Source organism: Amycolatopsis sp. NPDC039088, assembly GCF_055598845.1.
Map to the genome: position 1 here is coordinate 88,577 of NZ_JBVKAE010000012.1, position 23,552 is coordinate 112,128.

Consider the following 23,552-nt stretch of genomic DNA (forward strand, 5'->3'; position numbering starts at 1 on the left):
CGGTTTGTTTCCGCTATTCACAAGATCGTAATCGGCCCCATATTTTTCTGCTCGTCACGTTGATGACTACTGGGGATTGAGGGAAGCTCAATGAAGGCCGTTCGTTTCTTCCCTATGGTTTCGGGGCGGCCGCGTGTGTCGGTTCACGTTTCGTGAACCAGGCAACAGCGCGGGTACTGGAATGCTGGAGTGAATTACCGCCCGCGAAAATCGAGTTACGGAAAGAGAATCCGGTGATGGGGCCGATTCTGGCCCCACTGGAACTCCGATTCGCCGGGACTCAGGTGTAGTAACCCGCCACCGGGACACGGGCCTCGTCGTACAACGCCGGCCCCTCCAGGCGCACGGCCGGTGCGGTGGACGGTGGTTTGAGGGCGTTCACCTGCTCCCCGGACAGGGCGAACACGACCCGTCCCAGTCCGGAGCGTTCGATGGCGCCCTGGCACATCCCGCAGGGCTGGCAGCTGGTGTACATCGTCGTCGCGGCCGCGACGGCGGGGTCGAGTTCGCGTGCGGCCCAGACGGCGAGTTTCAGTTCCGGGTGCAGGCTGATGTCCGATTGGGACACCGTGGTGTTGTGGTCCTCGGCCAGCACCGTGCCGTCGGCGCCGACGAGCAGTGAGCCGAAAGGCGGGTCGCCGTCGGCGCGGGACTTCGCGGCCAGCTCGATGGCACGGCGGAGGAACTTCTCGTCTTCTTCGGTCATGATCGCTCCTGTTCTGGCCGGTACCGGCCCAGTTCCCAATGTGCGGCGACGGTCGCCAGTGCCTGCCAGGCGGCTTCCGGGCGGAGAGTTTCTTCGGGGTTGCCGGAGAACGGATCGAGGACGACCGTCTCGGCACCGAGGTGACGAAGGCGGTCGAGGTCGTCGACGATCTGCTCGATCGTGCCTTCCCCGGCGAGGCGGTCGGGTCCGGTGACCGGCCGGTCGGTGATGTTCAGCAGGATCCGCGGGGTGAACGCGGGGACGGGCCGGTCTTGGGCGTCGGCGATGGTCTTGACCCTGGTGAGCGCTTCGGTGAGCCAGGGGAGGCTGGTCCGTAGCGGATGCCAGGCGTCGCCGACGCGGACGGCGCGGCGGATCCCGGCGTCGCTGTTGCCGCCGACCCAGACCGGGATGTCACCGGCGCGGTAGTCGGAGTCGTTCGCCCAGGCGGCGCGGACGGCGTCGAGGTGGTCGTCGGTCAGCCGTCCTCGCTTCTCGAACGGGACGTCGAGGGCTTCGAACTCCTGGCGTGCCCATCCGGAAGCGACTCCGAGCACGAGCCGTCCGCCGCTGAGCTGGTTGAGGTTCGCGGCCATCCGCGCGATCAGCAGGGGATGCCGGTACGGGACGATGAGCACGGTGGTGCCCAGCCGGATCCGGTCCGTCACCCCGGCGAGCCACGACAGTGTCGTGAACGGCTCGTAGAACGGCGCCGGATACTGCTCGGCGACGTCGGGGGTGATCGCGACGTGGTCGGACACCATGAGCAGGTCGTAGCCGAGGCCTTCGACGGTGGTGGCCCAGCCGCGGAGGATTCCGGGATCGGTCCCCGGGCCGAAATTCGGGACGTTGACACCTATTCGCACCGGCCAAGGCTATCGGCGCCGGACAGAAACCGGGAAGAGATCATTCCCGGTGTAACGGCGGTTCCGCCGTGGATCTGCCGGTAATCTGGCCCGATGACCGAGACTCTCGACGCGACGGACTGGGCGATCCTGGTCGAGCTGCAGAAGGACGGCCGCCTGCCCCTCACGGAGCTGGGGAAGCGGGTCAGCCTGAGCGCGTCGGCCACGACCGAACGGGTCAAGCGGCTGGAGTCGGCCGGGGTGATCACCGGCTACCGCGCCGACGTCGACCTCGAGAAGGCCGGGTACGTGGTGCTCGCGGTGGTGCGGCTGAAGTATCCGGGCAGCAAGCACGCGCCGCTGCACAAGCTGCTGGCCGAGCGGACCGAGATCCTCGAATGCCTCCGTACGACCGGTGACGACTGCTACGCGCTGAAGATCGCGGCGCCGTCGATGGGGCGGCTGGAGGAGATCGTCAACGAATTGGCGCTGTTCGGCAGCACCAACACCAACATCGTCTACAACCAGACGCTGCCCTATCGGGGGCCGCAGGGTCCGTGACGGTGCCCTCCGGCCCCCGGATAGCAGCCTCTTCCGAGCTAGAGCACGTCGTCCGCTCCGAACCATCGGCGCAGCGCGCCGCGCAGCCCTTCCTGATCCTCACCGACCCACGCCACATGGCCGTCCGGCCGCAGCAGCATCGCGGGCGCCTCCAGTTCCTCGCTGACGTCGACGACGTGATCGACCCGGTCTCCCCAGTTCTCCACCGAAAGCCGCCCGGTCTGGTCGAGCAGCAGTCCGCGGCCGTCGTGCATGAGCCCGTAGAGATGCCCCTGCTTCAGTTCGACGTCCCGCATCCGGCGGCCCAGCAGTGCGTGTCCGTCGCCGAAGTCGTAGCGGATCGCGGTCGCGGTGATCTTCTCGGTCAGGAACAGGCTCACGTCCTCGAATTCCATGAGTTCCGTCAGCAGCCGCCGGACGGCCTGTGACCCCGGATCGAGCGACATCAGCTGCATCTGCGCGCGGGTGTTGTCCAGTACGGCGGCGGCCACCGGGTGCCGTTCGGTGTGATAGGTGTCCAGCAGGTCTTCCGGTGCCCAGCCGTTGACCGCGGCGGCCAGTTTCCAGCCGAGGTTGAAGGCGTCCTGGACGCCGAGGTTGAGCCCCTGCCCACCGACCGGCGGGTGGATGTGCGCCGCGTCGCCCGCGAGGAACACGCGCCCTGCCCGGTAGCGCTCGGCCAGCCGCGTGGCGTCGCCGAAGCGGGAGAGCCATCGCGGCGAGTGCACGCCGAAGTCGCTGCCCGCGACGGCCTTGAGCTGTCGTTTGACCTCGTCGAAGGTCGGCGGGATCCGGGGATCCTCGGCCAGTCCTTCGGCGGGCACGCCCACCCGGTACACCCCGTCGCCGAGCGGGGAGAGACCGAACCGCAACTGGGTCTTGCGGACCTCGGTCATCACGGCGAGCACCGTGTCCCAGTCCTCGGTCAGTTCCATCTCGCCCAGCAGCGTCTCGGCGGTGGCGGGCTCGCCGGGGAAGTCGATCCCGAGGAGCTTGCGCACCGTGCTGCGGCCGCCGTCGCAGCCGACGAGGTAACGCGAGCGCAGTGTCGTCCCGTCGGAGAGTTCGACGTCGACGCCGTCCTCGTCCTGCCTCAGGCCGACCAGTTCCCGGCCGCTACGGATGTCGACGCCTGCCTCGGCGGCGTGTTCGATCAGCAGGCGGTCGGTGACGGTCTGCGGAATGGCGAGGATGTAGGCGTGGGCGCTGTCCAGCGGCGGCGCCGATTTCGGAATGCCCGCGAACGAGCCGCCGACCGGGTGCTTCGTGCCGTGTTCGAGGAAGCGCTCGAGCAGGCCTCGCTGGTCCATCACCTCGATGCTGCGTGCGTGCAGGCCCATGGAGCGGACGACCTTGGTCTGTTCCGCGTCCTTCTCCACGACGACCACCTGGACGCCGTGCAGTCGCAGTTCGGCGCCCAGCATCATGCCGGTCGGTCCGCCGCCGGCGATGATCACGTCGATCAAGATTCCCCCGATTGTCGAGCTTGTGTTGTCCGGCGGGAGATTCTGCGGCACGACAGGGGTCTTGCCGCAAGCCCCCCGGTGCGCTATACGTTAGAAGTGGCAGGGAGTGTCGATCTCTCTGCCATCGTCATTTCAGTCCGCAGTGGACGGACAAACCCCCGTTGGAAGTAGTGCGGTCCACTGTGACCTGTGTCGAACATGTTCGGCACGAACTTGTTCGCAACGAACATGTTCGTTAAAGTGATGGCATGGCACCTGAGAAGAGCCGTCGGGAACGACCGGCCAAACCCGCGCTGACCCGTGACGGCATCGTGGCCACGGCGGTCGGGATCCTGCGCGAAGAAGGCCTGCGGAAGGTCACGATGCGCCGCCTGGCGCAGGAACTCGACACCGGCGCGGCCTCGCTCTACGTCTACGTCCGCAACACCGCCGAGCTGCACGCGGCGATCCTGGACGAACTGCTGGGCACGATCGCCCAGCCGGCGCCCGGTGATGGCTGGCGTGACCGGCTCGAACAGCTGCTGAGCGCCTACACGGCGACGCTTCTCGAATACCCCGGTCTCGCGCTGTCCGCGCTGGTGGCCCGCCCGAGCGGGGGGAACTACCTCCGCCTGGTCGAGACGATGCTCGCCCTGCTCGCCGAGGGTGACGTGCCACCCGAGCGGCGCGCCTGGGGTATCGACGTCCTCCTGCAGTACGCGACGGCGACCGCGGCCGAGCACGCCGACGAGGAGCCACCGGAGGACTGGGACGCACTGGCCCGCGCCGTGCACGACGCCGACGAGACGACCTACCCGCAGATCGCCGCACACGCGGCCGACCTGCTCAGCGGACAGCCCGCACAGCGGATGTCGTGGGGCATCCGGGTGCTGATCACCGGAATCACCGGCACCGCCGTGCCCACCGAGAGGAACCCGACATGACCACACACCACCCCATCGCGATCATCGGCGCCGGCCTCGGCGGCCTCACCCTGGCCCGCGTCCTGCACGTCAACGGCATCGAGGCGGCGATCTTCGACCTCGACGCGTCGCCGTCCGCCCGGACGCAGGGCGGCATGCTCGACATCCACGAGGAATCCGGCCAGGAAGCACTCCGGGCCGCCGGTCTCCACGAGGAGTTCCGCGCGCTCGTCCACCCCGGCGGCGAAGCCGTGCGCATCCTCGATCAGCACGCGGTCGTGCACCGCGAGGAGACCGACGACGGCGACGGCGGCCGTCCCGAAACGGCCCGCGGGGACCTGCGCGACCTTCTGCTCGGCTCTCTGCCCGAGGACACCGTGCGCTGGGGCGCCAAGGTCACCGGCGCACGTCCGCTCGGCGGCGGCGCCCACGAGGTCACCCTGGCCGACGGCACCGTGTTCACCACCGATCTGCTGATCGGCGCCGACGGCGCGTGGTCCAAAGTCCGGTCCCTGGTCTCCGGCGCCACGCCGTCCTACGAAGGAGTGTCCTTTGTGGAAGTCCACCTCCACGACGCCGACACCCGCCATCCCGCGAGTTCCGCGCTCGTCGGCGACGGCATGTTGTTCGCGCTGCGGGCGGGCAAAGGCTTCCTGGGGCACAAGGACTCCACCGGCAGCCTCCACGTTTACGTCGCGCTCAAAACCGCCGAAGACTGGATCTCCACGATCGACTTCGGTGACGCTTCCGCCGCGAAGGCCGCGGTGCTGAAGCACTTCGACGACTGGGACGCGGGCCTGCGAGCACTGATCACCGACGCGGACGGCTACCTGACGCCGCGGCCGATCCACGCACTACCGACCGGGCACCGCTGGGATCGGGTTCCCGGTGTCACCCTGCTCGGTGACGCCGCCCATCTGATGTCGCCGTTCGCCGGTGAGGGCGCCAACCTCGCGATGCAGGACGGAGCCGAACTCGGCCTTGCCCTCGCCGCTCATCCCGGTGACACCGAAGCCGCTCTCCACGTATACGAGAAAGCGTTGTTCCCGCGCAGTGAAGCCTCGGCCGTCGAGTCCGCCCGAAGCCTCGACCTCTGCTTCGCCGACGACGCTCCGAAGCCTTTGCTGGATTTGTTCGCGTCCTACCGCTAGGCAACCGTCATCCCGTCTCGCGCGTACCTCCGGTAGACGATCGAGGGGGTGCGGTGGCGGACACGAATACGGGCTGGGCCGGGGAACTCAGGCCCGAAGAGATCGCGGCGACCAGAACATGGCTGGCCAAGCGCGGTATCGAGGTGGGAGAGCCGTCACGGCTGCTGTCCATCCGGATCGGCCCGCGGTTGAGCAGAACGGTGCGGGGCGGGTTCTGGTGGACGCTGGGGGCGTCGGTACTGAGCGCCACCGCCTACGTCCTGTTCGAGAACCTGCTGGGCATCCGCGGCAGCGAGCTCCCGGACAGCTTCTACCCCTACCTGTTCTGTGCCTCCATTCAGGTCGCGCTCTGGGTGTCCTGCCTGCATCGTGAGCGTGCGCTGGGTCCGCTGCCGGTCATGGACCGCCGTTCCGGACGTCCGGCGTCGCTGAAGGTCCTCGGCGGCTGGTACCTCGCCTCGTTCGCGATCACCTTCGGCGGTGGGGCCGCGCTCGTGGTGGCCCTGTACCTCACCACGTCGGCGAAGACCTACGCGTGGAGCTGGCTCGCAGCGCTCGGCTGGTCCGCCCTGTGCTGCGCGGTGATCCTCATCGGCACACTGCGGCGGCCCGTCCACGCCGAGGACACGGCTTCGGCGGCCGTCGACACCGAACTGCGTGTCTTGGACGGCCAGACCACGATGCCCGGTTTGTACGCGGTGCTCGTCCTGCTCGACGTCTTCTTCAGCGACCTCGTACCCACCGAGTTCACCCCCTGGCTGATCGCCTACGCCGTGCTCGCGCTCGGCACGATGATCGCCGGTCTCCTGCTGCGGAATCGCCGTCCCGACCTGCCGCCCGGCGACTACGGAACCCCGGTACGGCCACCACTCGACGCGACGCGATAAGGCAGGTTCAGACCGGTTCGTGCTGGGTGCGCCTGGCGTAGGCCCGGGCGGCGCGCGCCCGGTCACCGCAGCGGACCGAGCACCACTGACGACGGCCGTTGCGCAGGAAGAACCGAGTGCACGGCGCGGATCCGCAGGCGGCGAGCCGTTCGGCGTCCGGCCCGGTCACCAGGTCGGCGGCGTTCGCCGCGAGCGCGGCCAACGCGTGTTCGACGATCTGGGTGACCGGATGCGGCGCGGTGCGGCACAGCCCCTCGACCGGATCCCAGCGCAGCAGCGCGGCGGTGGGCGCTTTGCTCAGCGCGTCGTTGACGGCGTTGAGAGCACTCTGCGGGGCTGGCTCCGCACAGGACATCGAGGCGAACACCATCCGCACCTGTTCGCGCAGCGACCGGATCTGCGCCGCGCACAGCTCCCGCAAACCGGTGCCGGGCGGGGCGAATCCCTGCTCGACGAGCCAGCGCGTTGCGGCGTCCGGGGTGCCGATCAGATCGACGAACTGCCCGCCGGGCAGCGCGATCGCGGTGTTGGCGAACGCGAGCGCGAGGTACTGCTCCGCCCCCGGCGCGGGTGGCAGGACAGCGGTGTCGAGATCGGTCCCGGCGTAATCGTCCACGTCCTCATGGTAGGCGGCTGGATCAACCATGAGAAAGCCTCACGGAACACCTTGCGCTAATCCGTGAGGATCCCTAAGGTTGCTCACGGAAAGAACAAGAGCTATCCGTGAGGTGGAAGATGGCAGTAGGCGTGAACACGATCAGCGACCGGCTTTCGGTCCAGGTCGTCGGCGGACCGACGGCACTGATCGAGTACGGCGGCCTGCGGTTCCTGACCGACCCGACCTTCGACGAGCCCGGCGACTACCCGCGACCCGGTGGCAGGCCCGGCCTGCGCAAGACGGCGCCGCCCTCGGTCAAGGCCGCCGACCTCGGCCCCGTCGACGCGGTCCTGCTGTCCCACGACGAGCACCCCGACAACCTCGACAACTCCGGCCGGGCACTGCTGGCCGACGTGCCGCTGACGCTCACCACACCCAGCGGCGCCGTCCGGCTGGGCGGCACGGCGAAGGGGCTCGCGCCGTGGGAGTCGGTCGAACTTTCCCGCCCGGACGGGGAAGTCGTGACCGTGACCGGCGCGCCCGCGGTCCACGGACCCGAAGGCGCGGACAAGGTCACCGGAGAGGTCGTCGGTTTCGTGCTGACCGCCCCAGACCTGCCGACGGTCTACGTCAGCGGCGACAACGCCTCCCTCGACGTGGTCCGGGAGGTCGCCGAACGGTTCGGCCCGGTCGACACCACCGTCCTGTTCGCCGGTGCCCCACGACTGAAGGATGTCTTCGACGGCTCCCCGCTCGTCCTCGACAGCGCCATGGCCGCGGAAGCGGCGAAGATCCTCGCCGCCCGCACGGTGGTCCCCGTCCACGTCGACAGCTGGGACCACTTCACCGAGAGCCGCGACGACGTCGTGGCCGCGTTCACCGCCGCCGGCCTGGCCGACCGCCTGCGTCTCGGCTGATGCCCCGGCACCTGACCGAGCCGGTCATCGAGGCCTCGCTGTCGCGGACACAGAAACGCACCCTGGCCGTCTTGACCGTCTCGCAGGTGCTCAGCGGCCTCGGGCTCTCGGCGGGAGTCACCGTCGGCGCCCTGCTGTTCCAGGACATGCTGGGCTCCACGGCGCTGGCCGGCCTGCCCAGCGGTCTGCTCACCGCCGGGACCGCGATCGCCGCCGTCGGCGTCGGCCGCCTCTCGCAGGCACGGGGCCGCCGCCCCGGGCTCGCGGGCGGCTACGTCGCCGGGGCGGCGGGCAGCGCGGGGATCATCACCGGCGCGGTCATGGAGAACACGGTCCTCATGGTCGTCGCGCTCTTCCTCTACGGCGCGGGGGCGGCGGCCAACCTCCAGGCCCGCTACGCCGGAGCGGACCTCGCGACCCCGGCCCGCCGGGCGCGCGCGGTGTCCACCGTCCTGGTCGCCACCACACTGGGCGGGGTGGCGGGAGCGACCCTCGCCGCCCCGGCCGGAGTCCTCGCGTCCGCGCTGGGCCTCCCGCCGCTCACGGGCCTCTTCCTTCTCTCCGGAGCGGCGTACGCACTGGCCGCCGTGGTCCTCCTCGGCTGGCTGCGCCCCGACCCGTTCCTGCTCGCCCGCACCCTCCCACCCGATGAGCGAGCAGGTCACACCATCGCGGCCGTCGGCCATGGACCCGGTGTGCCGCAAGGCGTTCTGGTCATGGTCCTGGCCCAGGTCGTGATGATCACGATCATGACCATGACCCCGATCCACCTGCTCGGGCACGGACACGGCACCGGCGCCTCCGGGCTGGTGATCGCACTCCACGTCGGCGCGATGTTCCTGCCCTCACCACTGTCGGGAGTACTCGTCGACCGCCACGGCCGTCGAGCGATCGCCGTCGCGGCCGCGGTCACCTTGCTTGTCGCCGCCGTCCTCGCCGCGGCCGCACCGGGCGATTCCGTGGTGCTCCTGGCCCTCGCGCTCATCCTGCTCGGATCGGGCTGGAACCTCGGCATGGTCAGCGGCACCTCGATCATCACCGACGCCGCACCGCTGGCCACCCGCGCGAAGACACAGGGGATGGCGGACGTCGCCGTCGCGATCGGTGGCGCGGCGGGCGGGATGTCGTCCGGGTTCGTCGTGGCCGGCATCGGCTACCCCGCGCTCGCCCTCCTCGGCGCGGTCATCTCGCTGGCCATCGTTCCCGTGGCTTTGCGCCGTCCGGCCAAGCCGTAACATTCCGGCTGTGCCAGAACGTGAAGGAAGGTCCACCATTTCCACCACCACAGCACAGATCCCCACACCGGACGGCCAGGCCGACGCCTTCGCCGCCTTCCCCGACGAAGGCGGACCGCATCCGGGTGTCCTCTTCTATCCCGACGCCTTCGGGCCACGACCCGTCCTCCGCGAGATGGCCGTCGAACTGGCCGGGCACGGGTACTACGTCCTCGTCCCCAACGTCCTTTACCGGCACGGCCTCGCACCGGTGATCGAGCTGCCCGAGCACATCACCGCCGAGAACCGGCCCGACGTCTTCGCCGCCCTGATGCCGTTACTCAAGGCCCACACCACCGAACAAGCCCTGCGCGACGCCGACGCCTACCTCGGCTTCCTCACCAGCCGTCCGGAGGTGAGCGCCGGACCGGTCGCCACGATCGGCTACTGCATGGGCGCCGTCCTCGCGATGCGCACCGCGACCGCCCACCCCGGCCAGGTGGCCGCCGTCGCCGGCTTCCATCCCGGCGCCCTGGTCACCGACGCGCCCGACAGCCCGCACCGCCAGGTCCCCGACCTCACCGCCGAAGTCCACCTCGGCCTCGCCGAGAACGACATGACACCCGAGGCCATCACCGAACTCAGCCAGGCCTTCGACACCGCGGGCGTCGGCTACAGCTGCGAGATCTACCCCGGCACGGTCCACGGCTTCACCATGGCCGACACCGACGCCTTCGACGCCGCCGGATCGCGGCGCCACTGGGATCGGCTGCTCGCCCTCCTCGATCGAACCCTGGGCTAGGGCCTGCGCGCGACAGCGGCGACGACGGCGACGACCGCGGTCAGCACGCCGAAGATCGTGGTCAGCCCGACGGCGATACCGGTCGCCTTGTGGAACCCGAACACGAAGTCGAGCTGGGACCTGAAGCTCACGCCGTTCGCCAGCGGGGAAAAAGCCAGGTTCATGATCACGAAGAACACGTTGATGGCGCCCAGCGTCCACGCGCCCGCGACCGTGCGCGCGAAGGTGAACACGGCGAGGATGACCAGCAAGCCCGCCGAACAGAACCCGCCGATCACGTTGATCCACACCGCCCTGGGCCAAGGCTCCGGGGTGTTGTTCACCTGGATGTTGGCGACGGCGAACCAGACGAGCAGGCCGGCGGTGAGCAGAGCGAGCAGACCCGCGAGCACCGACGCGACGGCGTTGGCGCGCAACCGTACGGGTGCGCCGAACTGCTGGGGATAACCCGGCGGCGGGTAGCCCTGCTGCGGATGGCCGTATGGCGGAATCGCCTGGTGTGGCTGCATTCGCAGCAGGTTACTGGGGTGTCTGTGCGGAGCCGACGGGGGACAGCCCGGCTGTGCCATATTGGGCCATATGCCTACCGTTCCCGTGGAAAACGACTACGACACGTTCGCCGAAGCGTATGCGACCGAGAACGAGACCAGTCTCAACAACGCCTACTACACGCGGCCCGCGATCCTGGACCTGGCGGGCGACGTGGCAGGACGGCGAATCCTCGACGCCGGGTGCGGGTCAGGTCCGATTTTCGCGGACCTGCTGGAGCGGGGCGCCCTCATGACCGGGTTCGACTCCAGTGCCAAAATGGTGGAGCTGGCCCGGAAGCGGCTGGGCCCCGACGCCGCCCTGCGAGTCGCCGACATGAGCGAACCGTTGCCGTATCCCGACGAAGCGTTCGACGACGTCATCTCCGCCCTGGTGCTGCACTACCTGGAGGACTGGACGGCGCCGCTGGCCGAAATCCGGCGCGTGCTGAGGCCAGGTGGCCGGCTGATCCTGGCCGTCAACCACCCCTTCATCTTCAAACTGCTGTACCCGGAAGCCGACTATTTCGCGACCGTCAAGTGGTCCGACGAGTACACCTTCAACGGCGAGAAGGCGGTGCTCACCTTCTGGCACCGGCCCCTGCACGCGATGAGCGACGCCTTCACCGCGGCCGGTTTCCGAACAGCCGTCATCAGTGAGCCCTACCCGGCACCGGGTGCCAGGGAGCGGTTCCCCGACGAACTCGCGGGGAAGACCGCCTTCCTGAGTTTCCTGTTCTTCGTGCTCGAAGCCGCCTGAACGGATCTCGTCACGGCTGAGGTTCGGGTTCAGGCCGTCTCGAGCAGCAGCCCGACGAGCTCGGCGGGCATGGTGATCATGCAGTCGTGGCCGGTCGGCAGTTCCCGCACCCGCTCGCCCGCCGGGACGGGACGCCGGGTGATGCCCGCCGGCTGACCCTCGACGCAGTGGATGTGCGTACGCGGGATCGTGCGCGCGGCCGGGTTGTCCAGCCGGACCGGTTCCTGAAGGCAGCGCACCGGGTGGTCCGACAGCATCGAGCGCAACCGGGCGACGTCCTCGGGATCGGTGACCCCGAACAAACCGAACGGCGGCGGCTGCTCCGGCATCGGCGGAACCCGCCAGCCGTCCACGGCGAGGTCGATGAGCCGCTTGGTGACCGGAAGGACATCGACCGCGGCTTCGCCGTCGTCGGGAACCATCGCGTCGAGGAACACCAGATGCGCGATCCGTTCCGGGACCCGGTGGGCCACCCCCGAAACGACCATCCCGGCGTAGCTGTGCCCGACGAGCACGACGTCGTCGAGACGACCGCCTTCGATCAGGCCGGTGACATCGTCGACATGGGTGGCCAGCCCCACCTCGGGGTTCAGCAAGTGTGCCTTGTCGCCGTAACCGGTCAGCGACGGCGCGAGCACCTGGTGCCCGGCCGACTCCAGCAGCGGAACCACCCGGTCCCAGCTCCGCCCGCTGTGCCAGGCGCCGTGTACCAACAGAAAGGTGGCCATAGCAGTCGGTTCCTCCTCGTACCTCGGTACTCTTTGGTAACCGCTACACAGTGATCCACCCGCCCCCAACCTGGCAATACGGCACTTTTCGGTGCCCCGGTTCTCAGGAGGTAACCATGCAGGACCCGTGCCAGGCCCGCGAAGTCCTCGGGATCGTCGGGGACAAATGGGCGCTGCTGATCGTGCGCATGCTCAAGGACGGGCCGCGACGCTTCACCGAACTCAAACGCGCCATCGACGGCATCAGCCAGCGCATGCTCACCGTGACACTGCGCGACCTCGAGCGCGACGGCATCCTGACGCGCACGGTCCGCAACGTCATGCCCCCGCATGTCAGCTACGAGCTGACCACGATGGGGCACACCCTGCGCGAAGCCGCCGCGCCACTGCTCGAGCGGAGCCTCACCCACCTGCCCCACATCCACGACGCCCGCGCGTCGTATGACGACCGCTAGGTCGGTGCGTCTTCGACTGGGTGGCCGCTGACCAGGCAAAACGCTCTCAGATTGCCGCTGAGCGACGAAACCCGCCCACCCGGTGTCATTACCCCGACGAACGCGGGTTCCTTCGAGCGCGTTCGCGATCTTCGGGGTGCCCAGTTTTCGTACCCGTCAGATCGGCTGTCGACAGCCGAGCGAACCATCGGCGATCCATGTCCGGGGATGCTCAGTCATAAGGGGCATTATCACGGTGCATCATCCTGTAGTTAGTTTCGCGTCCAGCTGACGCGTAACTGGTTACACGTACTGCGAGACGCGATACCGAAGACGGAAAAAGGCCGGTTTCACTGCTGAACAGCAGCGAAACCGGCCTGAAGGGCCTGCGGGGGTAGGAGGAACCTCGCTCAGGGGAGGACTGTGCCGAGCTTGTCCACCCCCTCCCTGATCCCGTCCTCGATGCGCCGGTACGCGTCGGCACCGGTGACCAGACTGTCCGCGATGCCCCCGACCGTTTCCGCCCCCGCCCCCAGCCGATCGCCGGCCGCGGTGAGGTGCTTGGTCATCGTGTCGCTGAAGGTGGTGGCGGCGGGGACCTCGCCGAGCAGATGCGCCACCAGTTGCACCCGCGACATCGCACCTGCCGCGCCGCTCAACGTCGACGTCGCCTCGTCCAGGACACCCGCGGCACCGACCAGCGAATCGGGATCCGTTTCGTAGCCGGCGTCGCCGGGGGAGAGCGCACCGTCCGGGTCGAGGCCGAGCTCCGCCAAGGAAATCCTGGTCAGCTCAGGCTCGTCCCACTTCGAACCCGGGTTCTTCTGGTAGCCGTAGGCGCCGGATTCGTGCGCCAGCACGATCTCCCCGTCGATCTCGACGGCTTCCTCGACGCCGTGCGAGTCGTAGCCGTCGTCGTTGCCCGGCTCGCCGCCCCTCAGCTCGATCTCTTCGCGATCGTTGAAGTCGTACCACTCCGGCGTCCGGTCCTGTCGGTAGAACTTGCCGCTGTGCCCGTCGGAGGAGGAAAAGATGAACTCGTCGTCGCGCACCACGACACCCTGGACGTTGTTCGGTGTCTCGATCGGCTCTCCGGCCTTGTCCGGCTCGGGTGAGCCGTTCTCACCGACAGGGACTTCATAGAGCCGGTTGTTGGTGTAGTCGCCCACGAAGAGCTTGCCCTGGGCGTAGGTGACATAGCTGTGGGCGGGCGTCGCGACCACGTCCACGGCCCTGACCGGTCTACCGCCGTCCTGTGCGGCGTCGAGCTCGGCCTTGTCGTACACGTAGACGTACCCGTTGGACGACACCCAGACGTGCTTTCCGTCCGTCGCGACACCACCGGTATGCGTGGGCGCGCCTACCTCGCCGTCACCATCGAGATAGACGTTCCCCGTTTCTGTGCCGGTCTCGTAGTCGACGTAAGTCAGCCGACTCGGCGTCAGCCCTGGCCCGATGGGACTGTCACCCGATCCGTCCCCATCGCCGTCGTGGTACGAGCCGACGAGCAGGTTCTCGCCGTCGTAGGCCAATCCCTGGGACGTCCACGGTTGTCCCGGATCGACGCCGCTGATGTCGGCGTTGCCGTCGCTGTCCCAGCCACCATCGGCGCCGCCGGTCGCGGCTGCCAGCGCGATCAGCCTGCTTTCGTAGGTCCGCTGCGCGGCGGTCAGTGCCCGGATGGTCTGCATCGCGATCTCCGGCGCTTCGAGCAGATCGCTCAGCCCGAGCCTCCGCCACGGCACGATGGCGGCGTCGGCCGACGTCCGCAGTGCGATGTACGCCTTTGCGGCGCCTTTGACGGCCGACTCCGCGATACCGAGCTGGGTGTACACCTCGGCGACCGCTCGTGAGGACTTTTTCGCCTCGCCGACGAACTCCCCGGCCGCCGTACCGCGCCATGAACGCGCCGCCCGCAGAGCGCCGTCGGAGATCCCGTCCGCGACGGTCTGCAACGACTTCTTCGTGTCGGCGATGGTGGCGCCGACCTCGGCGATGCCTGCCGCGTCACCCGAGGTGAGCTTGGCATAGAGCGGTTCGGGATCAAGGAACGGCATCGGCTTCTCCTCGGGCAACCCCTGGTCAGGGTGGGTCGTGCGCGTTCAGACGCCGCCGGGCGGACACCGGTTCCCGCGCATCACCCACCCCGCCACCGTTCAGGACAGCATGCCGCCGTCGACCCGCAGGACGGTGCCGGTCACATAGGAGGCGCGGTCGCTCAGCAGCCATGCTGCGGCCTCGGCGACCTCCTCGGGTTCGGCCACGCGCCCCAACGGGGTGCGCGCGTTGAGCTGGTCGAGGATGCCCGGCGAGCTCTCGACCCACTCGCTGAACATCTCGGTCAGCGTCGTGCCGGGGGCGACGGCGTTGATGCGGATCCCTTCCGGGCCGTAGGTGGTGGCGGCCGAGGCGGTGAGGCTGTTGACGCCGCGTTTCATCGCGCCGTACGCGGGCAGTTCCGGGTTGGCCATCAGGCTGCCGACGCTGGTGTTGTTGACGATGGCCCCGGTCCCCGCCGTGGCCCGGATCGCTTCGATCTCCGCGACCATCGACAGCCACGGGCCTTTGAGGTTCACCGCGTAGATGCGGTCGAAATCGGCTTCGGTCACCTGGTCCATCGGGCCGGGCGGCACGTTCGTCGCGCCGTTGTTGAACGCGACGTCGAGCCTGCCGTGCAACTCCACGGCACGGTCGACGGCCGCACGGATGCTCGTCGCGTTGCCGAGGTCGCACACCACGTGGTCCGCGACGCCGCCTTCCGCTCGGATCTCCTCGGCCACGGCCTTCAGCTGAGACTCGGTGCGGGCGGCGAGCACGACGCGGGCGCCCTCCCTGGCGAACAGCCGCGCGGCGGCGGCGCCGATACCGCGTCCGGCACCGGTGATGAGGGCGACCTTGCCGGTTAGCAGGCCCGAAACAGTCGTTGTGGTGGTCATGGCACCGAGAGTTCACCGGCACCGAAGGCGTATCCAGGCATCGGCGGTACCTGGCTGGCACACGGCGATCGTCCACACTGGAGGAGTGGACAGAGTACAACTGGCGGACTTCCTGCGCAGCAGGCGCGAGCGGATCACCCCGGCCGACGTGGGCCTGCCCGCCGGGCCACGCCGCCGAACGCCGGGACTTCGCCGCGAGGAGGTGGCGCAGCTGGCGTTCATCTCGACCGAGTACTACACGCGGCTGGAGCAGGCGCGCGGCCCCCGGCCCTCCCGTGAGGTCCTGGGCGGGCTGACCAGGGCGCTGCGGCTCTCGGACGTGGAGCGCGACCACCTGCATCACCTCGCCGGTGCGCCGCCGGGACCACCGCCCGGCCCGTCCCGCGAGGTCCGGCCGAGCATCCTCGCGCTGCTGCGACGTCTTCCGCAGGCAGCGGCGATCGTGCTGTCCGCGACCTACGAGGTGCTCGCCTGGAACGACCTCGCCGCCGCCTTGATGGAGGACTTCTCCGCCCTGCCGCGCCGCGACCGCAACCTCGTACGCCGCGCGTTCCTCGGGCCACGGCCGGAGGGAAGGCGGCTGTACGGGGTGTCCGACGCCGACGAGTTCGCCGCGAGCGCGGTCCGGAACCTGCGGGCCACCGCCGGCCGCTACCCCGGCGATCCCGAGGTCACCGGGCTGATCCGCGAACTGCTCGACGGCAGCGAGGACTTCGCCCGGCTGTGGGCGGCGCACGACGTCTGTGCCGCGCCGACGCTGTGCAAGACGTTCCGGCATCCGGTGGTCGGCCCGGTCAACGTCAACTGCGACGTCCTCGACATCAGCGACCGGGATCAGCAGGTCGTGATCTACACCGCCGACCCCGGTACGCCCTCGGAGAACGCGTTGCGGCTGCTATCGGTCGTCGGGACGCAGCGAATGGACGTCCCGCTCTGAGCCTTTTGTAGGTTCCCTCGATACCAGTGGATCGATCCGCAGCGCGATCGCCAGCGCGAAGCGGCCGGCCGGGTCGTCGATCGTGCCGCCGAAGAGCGTCCGCAGTTGCCGGATCCGGTACCGGACGGTCTGGACGTGGACATGCAGTTCGACACCGATCGCCTGTGGCTGGTCGGGCCGCGCGAGCCAGGCCGCGAGGGTCGCGGTCAGCCGTTGCCGCGCTGGTTCGGGCAGACCGGCCAGCGGGGCGAGGACGTCTTTCGCGAACTCGGCGGCGAGTTCCGGATCGGCGGTCAGCAGCAGGTCGATGCGGTGATCGGTGGTGTGGACGAGGGCGCCCTCGCCGAGGGCGCCGGTTCTGGTCAGCCGCCACAACGCGCTCGCCCGGCGGGCGCTGAGCGTGGCCGAGCGAAGCGGCACGACCGGGCCGACCCCGGCCTGGTCGCGGCCGATCAGGTCCCGCAACCGGCCGAGGTACCACTCGAGCCGGTCGGCGGGCATGACCACGGCGGTGAGGTCGTGGTGTCGCCCGATCAGCACCCGGCCCGGCATCCGGTCCAGCAGGCGCGGCGCGACCTCGGCGCTGGTCACGGCGATGACGAGCCGGTCGGGCAGCACCCACGCGGCTTGGCTCGCGGCGTCGTCGAGCACGTCGCGGGCGGTCGCCGGTTCGGCGAGCAGGAGACCGAGGAGCCGGTCCCGTCGCGCTTGCCCGGCCCGCGCCGCCTGTGACCGCGCTTCGGCGTATCCGTCGGCGGCCGCGGCCGAGAGTTCCGCGATGAAGGCGAAAAGCGCTTCACCGAGCTCGACGATCGCCTGGGTCGGCAGGTCCACGGCCGGTGCCGCCGAGGTGAGTTGCCGCCACACCCCGAGCGCGGCCGACTGATAGAAGCCGAGCATCTCCTCCAGGCTGCGGCCGGCGTTGTGCTGGGACCGGCCTTGAGCGCGGTAGACCTCGCGGTCGGTGGTGACGTCGGGATGGCCGATCTCGCTGAAGAAGGCGCCCAGTGCGACGTCGAGGGTGCGTTGGAGATTGGCCGCCGTCCGATGGTCCAGCGGGGTCCGCAGCCCGGCGCGGATCTGGTCCATCGCGGCCGACGCGATCGCGGCGGTGTCCGGCTCCAGCCGGGTGAGCACCGAGGCGTCCAGCCGGCGCCACGGCTGTGCCGACGGCGTAGTCATAGAGACAACCTAGAGGCAACCTACAAAACCCCGATCAAGAACGCGCGCCTCCGTCCTAGTGGTCCACCCGCGTTCCGGCGGACGCTGCTCGCAGCATTCGACGACGCGTGCAGGAGGCGGCAGTGACACGTTCTCGCTGGGGAAGACTCGTTCGTATCGCCGCGGTGGCGGGCACCGCATTGACCCTCGCCGGACTCGCGACACCGGCCGTCGCGGCGGAACGGCAGGTGTACGTCGCGATGGGTGACTCGTTCTCGGCCGGTTCCGTGGTCCTGCCGCAGTCCGATCTGCTCACCTGCGCCCGCTCCGCGATCAACTACGCGGGCTTGCTGGCGAAGGAGATCGAGGTCGACGAACTGCGCGACGTCACCTGCGGCGCCGCGACCACGTCGCATTTCAGCAACCCGCAGAAGGGCATCATCTCCGGCACCAACCCGCCGCAGTACGACGCGCTCTCCGCGGACACGACGCTGGTGACCGTGGGCATCGGCGGCAACGACATCGGACTGGTCGGGCTCGCGACGTCGTGTGTGAACCTGCTCCCGGTCGGCGCCTCGTGCAAGGCGGCCAACACCGCGGGCGGGGTGGACAAATACGCGACCAAGATCGACGCCTTCGCCGCGACCTACGGCACGGTCATCGAGCAGATCCGCCAGCGCGCCCCGCGGGCGAAGATCGTCATGGTCGGCTACCCGACCGGGATCAAGGGCGGCGGCTGCTGGCCGGTGGTCCCGGTGCTGCCGCAGGACGCCGACTACATCCAGGCCAACATCGACCGGCTCAACGCCCGGATGGCGGAGCAGTCCGCGGCGCACGGCGCGAGCTACGTCGACATCCGGACGCCGAGTATCGGTCACGACGCCTGTCAGCCGATCGGCGTCAAATGGATCGAAGGACTCATCCCGTCGGTGGTGAACAACAGCTTCGCGCCCCTGCACCCCAACGCCGCCGGACTCGCCGCCGTGGTGCCGAGCATCCGCAAGGTGCTGTAACCCGCCGCCGACGCCAGGAAAGGACCTTTCCTCGCAAAATCTGCGAGGAAAGGTCCTTTCCTGGCGCGCATGGGGCGTGAGATCAGGCGGTCGGCGCCCAGTACAGAAGCCGGTTCGGCGAACCGGAGCCCGGGTTGGTCACCTTGTTCGGGGTGGCCGCGTTGATCAGGGCGGTGGCCACCTGTGCGGGCGTGGCCGTCTTGTTGTTCTGCAGGTAGCGGGCCGCGACGCCGACGACGTGCGGGGTCGCCATCGAGGTGCCGCTGATGGTGTTGGTGGCGGTGTCACTGGTGTTCCACGACGAGGTGATGTTCGTACCCGGCGCGAAGATGTCCACGACCGAGCCGTAGTTGGAGAAGCTGGAGCGCGCGTCGGTGTTGGTGGTCGAGCCGACGGTGATCGCCTGCGTCACGCGGGCGGGGGAGAAGCCGGAGGCATTCTGGTTGGAATTACCGGCGGCCACGCCGTAGGTGACGCCCGCGGCGATCGACCGGCGGACGGCGTCGTCGAGGGAGGTCGAAGCCCCGCCGCCGAGGCTCATGTTGGCCGCGGCCGGCTTGACGTGGTTCTTGGTGACCCAGTCGATGCCCGCGATGACACCGGCGGTGGTGCCGCTGCCGGAGTTGTTGAGCACGCGGACGCCGTAGACGGTGGCGCCCTTGGCGATGCCGTACTGCGAACCGGCGATGGTGCCCGCGACGTGGGTGCCGTGGCCGTTGCCGTCCTGGGCGACGGCGTCGTTGTCGACGAAGTCGTAGCCGTTGCGGGCGCGGCCGCCGAAGGTGCTGTGGCTGACCCGCAGGCCGGTGTCGATGACGTAGACGTTCACGCCGGCGCCGGTGGAGGTGTAGCTGTAGCGCTGGTCGAGCGGGAGGTTGCGCTGGTCGACGCGGTCGAGACCCCAGGACGGCGGGTTGGTCTGGGTCGCGTCGGCGTGGACGACCTGGTTCTGCTCGACGGTCACGACCGACGGGTCGGCGGCGAGCCGCTTGGCCTGCTTCTCCGACAGTGACGCGGAGAAGCCCTTGAGCGAGCTGCTGTAGACCTGCTCCACCTTCGCGCCGAAACGGTTCGCCAGCGCGCCTACGACGCCGGTGTCCTTCAGCGTGACGATGTAGCTGTTCGGGATCGCTTCAGGGGATCCCGCGGCGAGGATCTGCCCTTCGGCGGCCTGTGCGGGTGCGGCGGTGACGCTGATCGCCACAGCGACCACGCCCGCCATTCCGGCACCGGTCAGCCAACGCGTTTGTCTCGTCTCTCGCATCTGTTCGTCCTGTCGTTTCGCAGGGGACCGGCCGGTCAAGACCACAGCGGCGGAAAAGGCGGTCCAGCTCGACCGCATGGGACGGCACCTGCCGAAGCCCACGAAGATCGAGGTTATTGAGCGCTTGACATGTCCGAATCGACTGAATGGGGCAGCGCCCGACCTTCGTCTGGCGTCCATTAGCGGCGGGGTGCCCTGCACGGAAAGTACGTTCCGGCTCCTCCGTACCCTGTATGGGGAACACCTGACGATCACCTGGAGTCCGAACCACCGTGCCAGCCACATCGAGCCTGCGGGCCGACTGCGAGAACTGCTTCGGTCTGTGCTGCGTCGTCCCGGCCTTCGCGGCGTCGGCCGACTTCGCGATCACCAAACCGGCGGGCCAGGCGTGCCCGAACCTGCTCGCGGACTCCCGGTGCGGCATCCACGACAAGCTCCGCAAAACGGGTTTCACCGGCTGCACGGTCTATGACTGCTTCGGTGCGGGCCAGAAGGTCTCCCAGGTCACCTTCGACGGCGAAGACTGGCGGAAGGCGCCGAAGACGGCGCGGTCGATGTTCGCGGTGTTCCCGGTCATGCGGGATCTGCAGGAACTGCTCTACTACCTCACCGAGGCGGCCGCGCTGCCGACGTCCGCGCCGATCCGCGGCGACCTGGCCGAGATGATCGACCAGACCGAGCGGATGACCCTCGAAAAGCCCGACGTGCTGCGGAAACTGGACGTCCACACGCACCGGGGCGGGGTCAACGGCCTGCTGCTGCGCGCGAGCGAACTCGCCCGCGCGGAGGTGCCGGGCAAGAAGAAAGACCGTCGCGGTGCCGACCTCATCGGCGCGAAGCACAAGGGCGCGAACCTGCGTGGTGCGCTTCTCCGTGGGGCGTACCTGATCGGCGCGGATCTGCGGGACGCCGATCTGCGCCAGGCCGACGTCATCGGGGCCGACCTGCGCGACGCCGACATCCGTGGCGCGGACCTCCGCGGCGCGATCTTCCTCATCCAGTCCCAGCTGGACGCGGCCAAGGGCGACGCGACGACGAAACTCCCGGAAACGCTGTCCCACCCCGCGCACTGGTAGCCGTTTCTATCCTTTGTGGACGATTTCCCGCGCCCAGTCCTCTCGCCGCTGGGTGTGCAGGCGCCAGTAGTGCTCGGCGATGTCGTCGGGGTCGAACGGTGTGCCTTTCGCGACCGGGCCGGCGACGGTCACCGTCGCGACATGCACACCGGACGGCCCGAACTGCTTGTCCAGCAAGGAGACCAGTGCCCGGACGCCTGCCTTGCCGAGCGACAGGCTGGTGTACTCCGGCACGGCGTCCGGCATTCCGCCGGTGACGATGATCGTGCCGGATCCGCGTTCGGCCATTCCGGGCGCGACGTGCGCGGCGGCGGTGATCGCCCCGACGACGTTGACCGACCAGGCCGCGAGGTGCTTTTCGACGGAGAGCTCGCCGGGGGTGTCGGCCTGGATGATCGCGGCGTTGTAGACCACGGCGTCGGGCACACCATGCTCGCGTGCGGCCGCGTCGAGGGCGGTCGTGAGCGACTTCTCGTCGGTGACGTCGGCCGTCAGCGCGAGAGCGGTCCCGATCTCCGCGGCCGCCGGGGCGAGAGTCGCCGCGGTGCGCGCGAGGAGAGTGATCGGTAGCCCTTCGCGGGCGAATCGGAGAGCGACCGAGCGGCCGATGCCCGGTCCCGCGCCGATGACCACTGCGCCTGCCATGTTCGTTGCTCCTTCGGATCGGGTGTGGCGACCGTAGGGCCTGACATCGATGTGAGGGTCAACCCCGCATTGAGAGGACGAAACGCGGGGTGGGGGCGCCTTAAAGTGCGCATCGGGTGAGCGGTTCACCTGCCAGACTGAGGCCCATGCGTGCCGATCGCCTGGTGGCCACTCTCCTGCTGATGCAGGCCCGTGGCCGAGTCACGGCTTCCGAACTGGCCGAAGAACTCGAGATCTCGGTCGCCACGGCCAGGCGTGACCTCGAAGCGCTGTCCGCCGCGGGCGTGCCGGTGTACCCGCAACCGGGCCGGGGCGGGGGATGGTCGTTGATCGGCGGCGCGCGGACCGACCTCAGTGGACTGTCGGCGTCGGAGGCGCAGGCGTTGTTCCTGCTCGCGGGACCGGCGGCGTCGATCTCGCCCGAGGTCAAATCCGCGCTGCGGAAACTGGTCCGCGCCCTGCCCGACACCTTCCGCGCCGACGCACAGGCCGCCGCGGACGCGGTCGTCATCGACCCGTCACGCTGGGGAGAACGGGAGAAGGAACGACCCGAACTGCTTACCGTGCTGCAGGCCGGGATCGTCCGCCGCCGCAAGGTCCGCTTCGGTTACGCCAAGAAGGGGGCCGGTTCGGTCGAGCGGCTGGTGGATCCGTGGGGGCTCGTGGACAAGGACGACGTCTGGTACCTCATCGCGGGCACTGAGAAGGGGCAGCGGACCTTCCGCGTCGACCGGATATCCGATGCCGAGGTGAGCGACCTGCCCGCCGCGCGCCCGGACGACTTCGAGTTGTCGCGGGCGTGGGAGCAGGTGGTCGATCAGGTCGAGCGCCGTCGTTCGGGGCTGGACGCGACCGTGCTCATCGCCGAACGGCATCTCCCGATCCTTCAAGACCATTTCGGACGGCAGTCGGTCGTCGAGGAGAGGCTCGACGACGGGCGTGTGCAGGTGACCGTGTCGGCCCCGGTGGCCTGGATGATCGCGCAGCAGCTCGCGGGCTGGGGCTCGATGATCGAAGTGCTGGGCCCGCCGTCGGTCCAGGAGGAACTCGCGCGGATCGGTGCGGAACTGGTCGAGCGCTACGCGGCGCCGGTGCGGTAACCCTGCGGGCTGACGCCGTGTTCGCGTTTGAACGCGGTGCTGAGCGCGAACGAACTGCCGTAGCCGACCTGACGGGCGACCGCGCCGATCGTGAGGTCGGGATGCTGGCGCAGGAGATCCGCGGCGAGCGCGATCCGCCAGCTCGCGAGGTAGGCCATCGGCGTTTCACCGACCACCGCGGCGAACCGCCGGGCGAACGCGGCCCGCGAAACGCCGGTTTCGGCCGCGAGGCTCGCCACCGTCCACGGCTCGGAAGGCTTGTGCTGCACCAGTTTCAGCGCCCGCCCGACGACGGGGTCGCTCTGCGCGCGATACCAGGCAGGCGCCGAGGTGCCCGGCCGGTCGAACCAGGTCCGCAGCGCGGCGACCAGCAGCAGATCGAGCACCCGATCCAGGACGGCTTCCTGCCCCGGCGAATCCTTGACGATCTCCCCGGCGAGCAGCGGCACGAGCGGGTTCTCCCAGTCCTCGTCCCGCACGACCAGCAGCGGCGGCAGCGCGTTGAGCAGCCGCCTGCTGATCTCGCCTTCGAGCGGATAGGTGCCGGTCAGCAGCACGACGGGGCCGTCCGGGTCGCTGCCCCAGGTCCGGACTCCGAGGTCGGACAGCTCGGTGAGGTGCCGTCCGTCCGGGGTCAGGCATTCCTGTCCCGGCAGGATCATCGCCTGCGGCGGGGTGGCCGGGTGGTCCGCGACGAGATACGGGTCGGGGCCGCGGGCGACGGCGATGTCGCCGGTGCCGAGCCGGACGGCGTCCCCGTTGTCGGGCACGACCCAGGACTCGCCGCGCACCTGCGCCATCACCGTCAGCGGCGCCTCGTCCTCGACGCGCAGTGACCATGGCGGGGTCATGACCGACTTCAGCAGGAACGCACCGCGTGCGCGGGGTCCGTCGAGCAGACCGGCGAGGGGATCCATACCCC

At 69.2% G+C, this 23,552-nt stretch carries 25 protein-coding genes; 13 read left to right on the forward strand and 12 right to left on the reverse strand.

Translation table 11 applies throughout. The features are described 5' to 3' along the window. Positions 1-280: 280 nt before the first annotated feature. On the reverse strand, positions 281-706 hold the full coding sequence (locus ACZ7KI_RS17565) for a nucleoside deaminase (RefSeq protein ID WP_470274159.1): 426 nt from the start codon (positions 704-706) through the stop codon (positions 281-283). Beyond that, the gene (locus ACZ7KI_RS17570) at positions 703-1,572 is read right to left on the reverse strand and encodes an LLM class flavin-dependent oxidoreductase (protein WP_470274160.1); all 870 of its coding nucleotides are present in this window, start codon (positions 1,570-1,572) and stop codon (positions 703-705) included. Before ACZ7KI_RS17570 ends, ACZ7KI_RS17565 begins: the two co-directional genes overlap by 4 nt. Positions 1,573-1,665: 93 nt before the next feature. On the opposite strand from ACZ7KI_RS17570, the gene ACZ7KI_RS17575 reads away from it, so the two are divergent. Further along, on the forward strand, positions 1,666-2,112 hold the full coding sequence (locus ACZ7KI_RS17575; protein ID WP_465466026.1) for an Lrp/AsnC family transcriptional regulator: 447 nt from the start codon (positions 1,666-1,668) through the stop codon (positions 2,110-2,112). Positions 2,113-2,150: 38 nt separating this feature from the next. On the opposite strand, the gene rox is transcribed toward ACZ7KI_RS17575, so the two are convergent. After that, complete coding sequence (rox, locus tag ACZ7KI_RS17580) at positions 2,151-3,578, reverse strand: rifampin monooxygenase (protein ID WP_470274161.1); 1,428 nt, start codon at positions 3,576-3,578, stop codon at positions 2,151-2,153. A gap of 248 nt (positions 3,579-3,826) precedes the next feature. On the opposite strand from rox, the gene ACZ7KI_RS17585 reads away from it, so the two are divergent. Genes ACZ7KI_RS17585 through ACZ7KI_RS17595 form a run of 3 tightly spaced genes read left to right on the forward strand, consistent with a single transcriptional unit; the run spans position 3,827 to position 6,518 of the window. Next, positions 3,827-4,501 (forward strand): TetR/AcrR family transcriptional regulator, encoded by a 675-nt coding sequence (locus tag ACZ7KI_RS17585; protein WP_470274162.1) that lies wholly within the window; start codon positions 3,827-3,829, stop codon positions 4,499-4,501. Then, complete coding sequence (locus tag ACZ7KI_RS17590; protein WP_470274163.1) at positions 4,498-5,631, forward strand: FAD-dependent oxidoreductase; 1,134 nt, start codon at positions 4,498-4,500, stop codon at positions 5,629-5,631. Before ACZ7KI_RS17585 ends, ACZ7KI_RS17590 begins: the two co-directional genes overlap by 4 nt. A gap of 53 nt (positions 5,632-5,684) precedes the next feature. Then, positions 5,685-6,518 carry a hypothetical protein gene (locus ACZ7KI_RS17595; RefSeq protein ID WP_470274164.1) on the forward strand — a complete coding sequence of 278 codons (834 nt, stop codon included), beginning with the start codon at positions 5,685-5,687 and terminating at the stop codon, positions 6,516-6,518. Between the two features lie 7 nt (positions 6,519-6,525). Here ACZ7KI_RS17595 and ACZ7KI_RS17600 read toward each other — a convergent pair whose 3' ends face one another. Continuing rightward, entirely contained in the window at positions 6,526-7,164 is a 639-nt protein-coding gene (locus tag ACZ7KI_RS17600; protein WP_470274165.1) for a CGNR zinc finger domain-containing protein, read from the reverse strand. An 89-nt stretch (positions 7,165-7,253) separates the two neighbouring features. Here ACZ7KI_RS17600 and ACZ7KI_RS17605 point away from each other — a divergent pair, with 89 nt between their 5' ends. The 3 genes from ACZ7KI_RS17605 to ACZ7KI_RS17615 are packed head-to-tail and all read left to right on the forward strand — an operon-like array spanning position 7,254 to position 10,049. Continuing rightward, the gene (locus tag ACZ7KI_RS17605; RefSeq protein ID WP_470274166.1) at positions 7,254-8,033 is read left to right on the forward strand and encodes an MBL fold metallo-hydrolase; all 780 of its coding nucleotides are present in this window, start codon (positions 7,254-7,256) and stop codon (positions 8,031-8,033) included. After that, complete coding sequence (locus tag ACZ7KI_RS17610) at positions 8,033-9,268, forward strand: MFS transporter (protein ID WP_470274167.1); 1,236 nt, start codon at positions 8,033-8,035, stop codon at positions 9,266-9,268. The genes ACZ7KI_RS17605 and ACZ7KI_RS17610 overlap by 1 nt, the downstream gene beginning before the upstream one ends. 37 nt (positions 9,269-9,305) lie before the next feature. Beyond that, positions 9,306-10,049, forward strand: a complete 744-nt coding sequence (locus ACZ7KI_RS17615) for a dienelactone hydrolase family protein (RefSeq protein ID WP_470274288.1) — start codon at positions 9,306-9,308, stop codon at positions 10,047-10,049. Here ACZ7KI_RS17615 and ACZ7KI_RS17620 read toward each other — a convergent pair. Beyond that, positions 10,046-10,558 (reverse strand): hypothetical protein, encoded by a 513-nt coding sequence (locus tag ACZ7KI_RS17620; RefSeq protein WP_470274168.1) that lies wholly within the window; start codon positions 10,556-10,558, stop codon positions 10,046-10,048. The two genes, ACZ7KI_RS17615 and ACZ7KI_RS17620, sit on opposite strands and share 4 nt — an antisense overlap. Before the next feature lie 70 nt (positions 10,559-10,628). On the opposite strand from ACZ7KI_RS17620, the gene ACZ7KI_RS17625 reads away from it, so the two are divergent. After that, positions 10,629-11,336, forward strand: a complete 708-nt coding sequence (locus tag ACZ7KI_RS17625; protein WP_470274169.1) for a class I SAM-dependent methyltransferase — start codon at positions 10,629-10,631, stop codon at positions 11,334-11,336. Between the two features lie 29 nt (positions 11,337-11,365). On the opposite strand, the gene ACZ7KI_RS17630 is transcribed toward ACZ7KI_RS17625, so the two are convergent. Continuing rightward, entirely contained in the window at positions 11,366-12,064 is a 699-nt protein-coding gene (locus ACZ7KI_RS17630; RefSeq protein WP_470274170.1) for an alpha/beta fold hydrolase, read from the reverse strand. A 116-nt stretch (positions 12,065-12,180) separates the two neighbouring features. Here ACZ7KI_RS17630 and ACZ7KI_RS17635 point away from each other — a divergent pair, with 116 nt between their 5' ends. Further along, on the forward strand, positions 12,181-12,519 hold the full coding sequence (locus tag ACZ7KI_RS17635; protein WP_470274171.1) for a winged helix-turn-helix transcriptional regulator: 339 nt from the start codon (positions 12,181-12,183) through the stop codon (positions 12,517-12,519). A gap of 389 nt (positions 12,520-12,908) precedes the next feature. Here the strand turns inward: ACZ7KI_RS17635 and ACZ7KI_RS17640 are convergent, their stop codons facing one another. Then, complete coding sequence (locus tag ACZ7KI_RS17640; RefSeq protein WP_470274172.1) at positions 12,909-14,555, reverse strand: WXG100 family type VII secretion target; 1,647 nt, start codon at positions 14,553-14,555, stop codon at positions 12,909-12,911. Between the two features lie 99 nt (positions 14,556-14,654). Further along, complete coding sequence (locus ACZ7KI_RS17645) at positions 14,655-15,434, reverse strand: SDR family NAD(P)-dependent oxidoreductase (protein ID WP_470274173.1); 780 nt, start codon at positions 15,432-15,434, stop codon at positions 14,655-14,657. Positions 15,435-15,519: 85 nt separating this feature from the next. On the opposite strand from ACZ7KI_RS17645, the gene ACZ7KI_RS17650 reads away from it, so the two are divergent. Continuing rightward, positions 15,520-16,371, forward strand: coding sequence for a helix-turn-helix transcriptional regulator (locus tag ACZ7KI_RS17650; RefSeq protein WP_470274174.1), 852 nt, complete (start codon positions 15,520-15,522; stop codon positions 16,369-16,371). Here ACZ7KI_RS17650 and ACZ7KI_RS17655 read toward each other — a convergent pair. Beyond that, positions 16,330-17,553, reverse strand: a complete 1,224-nt coding sequence (locus ACZ7KI_RS17655; RefSeq protein ID WP_470274175.1) for a PucR family transcriptional regulator — start codon at positions 17,551-17,553, stop codon at positions 16,330-16,332. The two genes, ACZ7KI_RS17650 and ACZ7KI_RS17655, sit on opposite strands and share 42 nt — an antisense overlap. 164 nt (positions 17,554-17,717) lie before the next feature. On the opposite strand from ACZ7KI_RS17655, the gene ACZ7KI_RS17660 reads away from it, so the two are divergent. Next, positions 17,718-18,545 carry an SGNH/GDSL hydrolase family protein gene (locus ACZ7KI_RS17660; RefSeq protein ID WP_470274289.1) on the forward strand — a complete coding sequence of 276 codons (828 nt, stop codon included), beginning with the start codon at positions 17,718-17,720 and terminating at the stop codon, positions 18,543-18,545. Between the two features lie 82 nt (positions 18,546-18,627). Here ACZ7KI_RS17660 and ACZ7KI_RS17665 read toward each other — a convergent pair whose 3' ends face one another. Further along, positions 18,628-19,809: a S8 family peptidase gene (locus ACZ7KI_RS17665; RefSeq protein ID WP_470274176.1), complete on the reverse strand. Its 1,182-nt coding sequence runs from the start codon at positions 19,807-19,809 to the stop codon at positions 18,628-18,630. A 272-nt stretch (positions 19,810-20,081) separates the two neighbouring features. Here ACZ7KI_RS17665 and ACZ7KI_RS17670 point away from each other — a divergent pair, with 272 nt between their 5' ends. Then, positions 20,082-20,885: a pentapeptide repeat-containing protein gene (locus ACZ7KI_RS17670; RefSeq protein ID WP_470274177.1), complete on the forward strand. Its 804-nt coding sequence runs from the start codon at positions 20,082-20,084 to the stop codon at positions 20,883-20,885. 6 nt (positions 20,886-20,891) lie between these two features. Here the strand turns inward: ACZ7KI_RS17670 and ACZ7KI_RS17675 are convergent, their stop codons facing one another. Continuing rightward, entirely contained in the window at positions 20,892-21,530 is a 639-nt protein-coding gene (locus ACZ7KI_RS17675; RefSeq protein WP_470274178.1) for an SDR family NAD(P)-dependent oxidoreductase, read from the reverse strand. Between the two features lie 146 nt (positions 21,531-21,676). Here ACZ7KI_RS17675 and ACZ7KI_RS17680 point away from each other — a divergent pair, with 146 nt between their 5' ends. Then, a complete protein-coding gene (locus ACZ7KI_RS17680) occupies positions 21,677-22,630 on the forward strand; it encodes a helix-turn-helix transcriptional regulator (RefSeq protein ID WP_470274179.1) in 954 nt (317 codons plus the stop codon). On the opposite strand, the gene ACZ7KI_RS17685 is transcribed toward ACZ7KI_RS17680, so the two are convergent. After that, on the reverse strand, positions 22,609-23,547 hold the full coding sequence (locus ACZ7KI_RS17685; protein WP_470274180.1) for an AraC family transcriptional regulator: 939 nt from the start codon (positions 23,545-23,547) through the stop codon (positions 22,609-22,611). The genes ACZ7KI_RS17680 and ACZ7KI_RS17685 overlap by 22 nt on opposite strands. Positions 23,548-23,552 lie beyond the last annotated feature (5 nt).

Coding starts and splice junctions, on each gene's coding strand:
- ACZ7KI_RS17645 (WP_470274173.1), bottom strand. CDS start 15,434: ATGACCACCACAACGACTGTTTCGGGCCTGCTAACCGGCAAGGTCGCC.
- ACZ7KI_RS17625 (WP_470274169.1), top strand. CDS start 10,629: ATGCCTACCGTTCCCGTGGAAAACGACTACGACACGTTCGCCGAAGCG.
- ACZ7KI_RS17635 (WP_470274171.1), top strand. CDS start 12,181: ATGCAGGACCCGTGCCAGGCCCGCGAAGTCCTCGGGATCGTCGGGGAC.
- ACZ7KI_RS17565 (WP_470274159.1), bottom strand. CDS start 706: ATGACCGAAGAAGACGAGAAGTTCCTCCGCCGTGCCATCGAGCTGGCC.
- ACZ7KI_RS17640 (WP_470274172.1), bottom strand. CDS start 14,555: ATGCCGTTCCTTGATCCCGAACCGCTCTATGCCAAGCTCACCTCGGGT.
- ACZ7KI_RS17665 (WP_470274176.1), bottom strand. CDS start 19,809: ATGCGAGAGACGAGACAAACGCGTTGGCTGACCGGTGCCGGAATGGCG.
- ACZ7KI_RS17605 (WP_470274166.1), top strand. CDS start 7,254: ATGGCAGTAGGCGTGAACACGATCAGCGACCGGCTTTCGGTCCAGGTC.
- ACZ7KI_RS17680 (WP_470274179.1), top strand. CDS start 21,677: ATGCGTGCCGATCGCCTGGTGGCCACTCTCCTGCTGATGCAGGCCCGT.
- ACZ7KI_RS17610 (WP_470274167.1), top strand. CDS start 8,033: ATGCCCCGGCACCTGACCGAGCCGGTCATCGAGGCCTCGCTGTCGCGG.
- ACZ7KI_RS17655 (WP_470274175.1), bottom strand. CDS start 17,553: ATGACTACGCCGTCGGCACAGCCGTGGCGCCGGCTGGACGCCTCGGTG.
- ACZ7KI_RS17675 (WP_470274178.1), bottom strand. CDS start 21,530: ATGGCAGGCGCAGTGGTCATCGGCGCGGGACCGGGCATCGGCCGCTCG.
- ACZ7KI_RS17585 (WP_470274162.1), top strand. CDS start 3,827: ATGGCACCTGAGAAGAGCCGTCGGGAACGACCGGCCAAACCCGCGCTG.
- ACZ7KI_RS17600 (WP_470274165.1), bottom strand. CDS start 7,164: ATGGTTGATCCAGCCGCCTACCATGAGGACGTGGACGATTACGCCGGG.
- ACZ7KI_RS17590 (WP_470274163.1), top strand. CDS start 4,498: ATGACCACACACCACCCCATCGCGATCATCGGCGCCGGCCTCGGCGGC.
- ACZ7KI_RS17685 (WP_470274180.1), bottom strand. CDS start 23,547: ATGGATCCCCTCGCCGGTCTGCTCGACGGACCCCGCGCACGCGGTGCG.
- ACZ7KI_RS17630 (WP_470274170.1), bottom strand. CDS start 12,064: ATGGCCACCTTTCTGTTGGTACACGGCGCCTGGCACAGCGGGCGGAGC.
- ACZ7KI_RS17620 (WP_470274168.1), bottom strand. CDS start 10,558: ATGCAGCCACACCAGGCGATTCCGCCATACGGCCATCCGCAGCAGGGC.
- ACZ7KI_RS17575 (WP_465466026.1), top strand. CDS start 1,666: ATGACCGAGACTCTCGACGCGACGGACTGGGCGATCCTGGTCGAGCTG.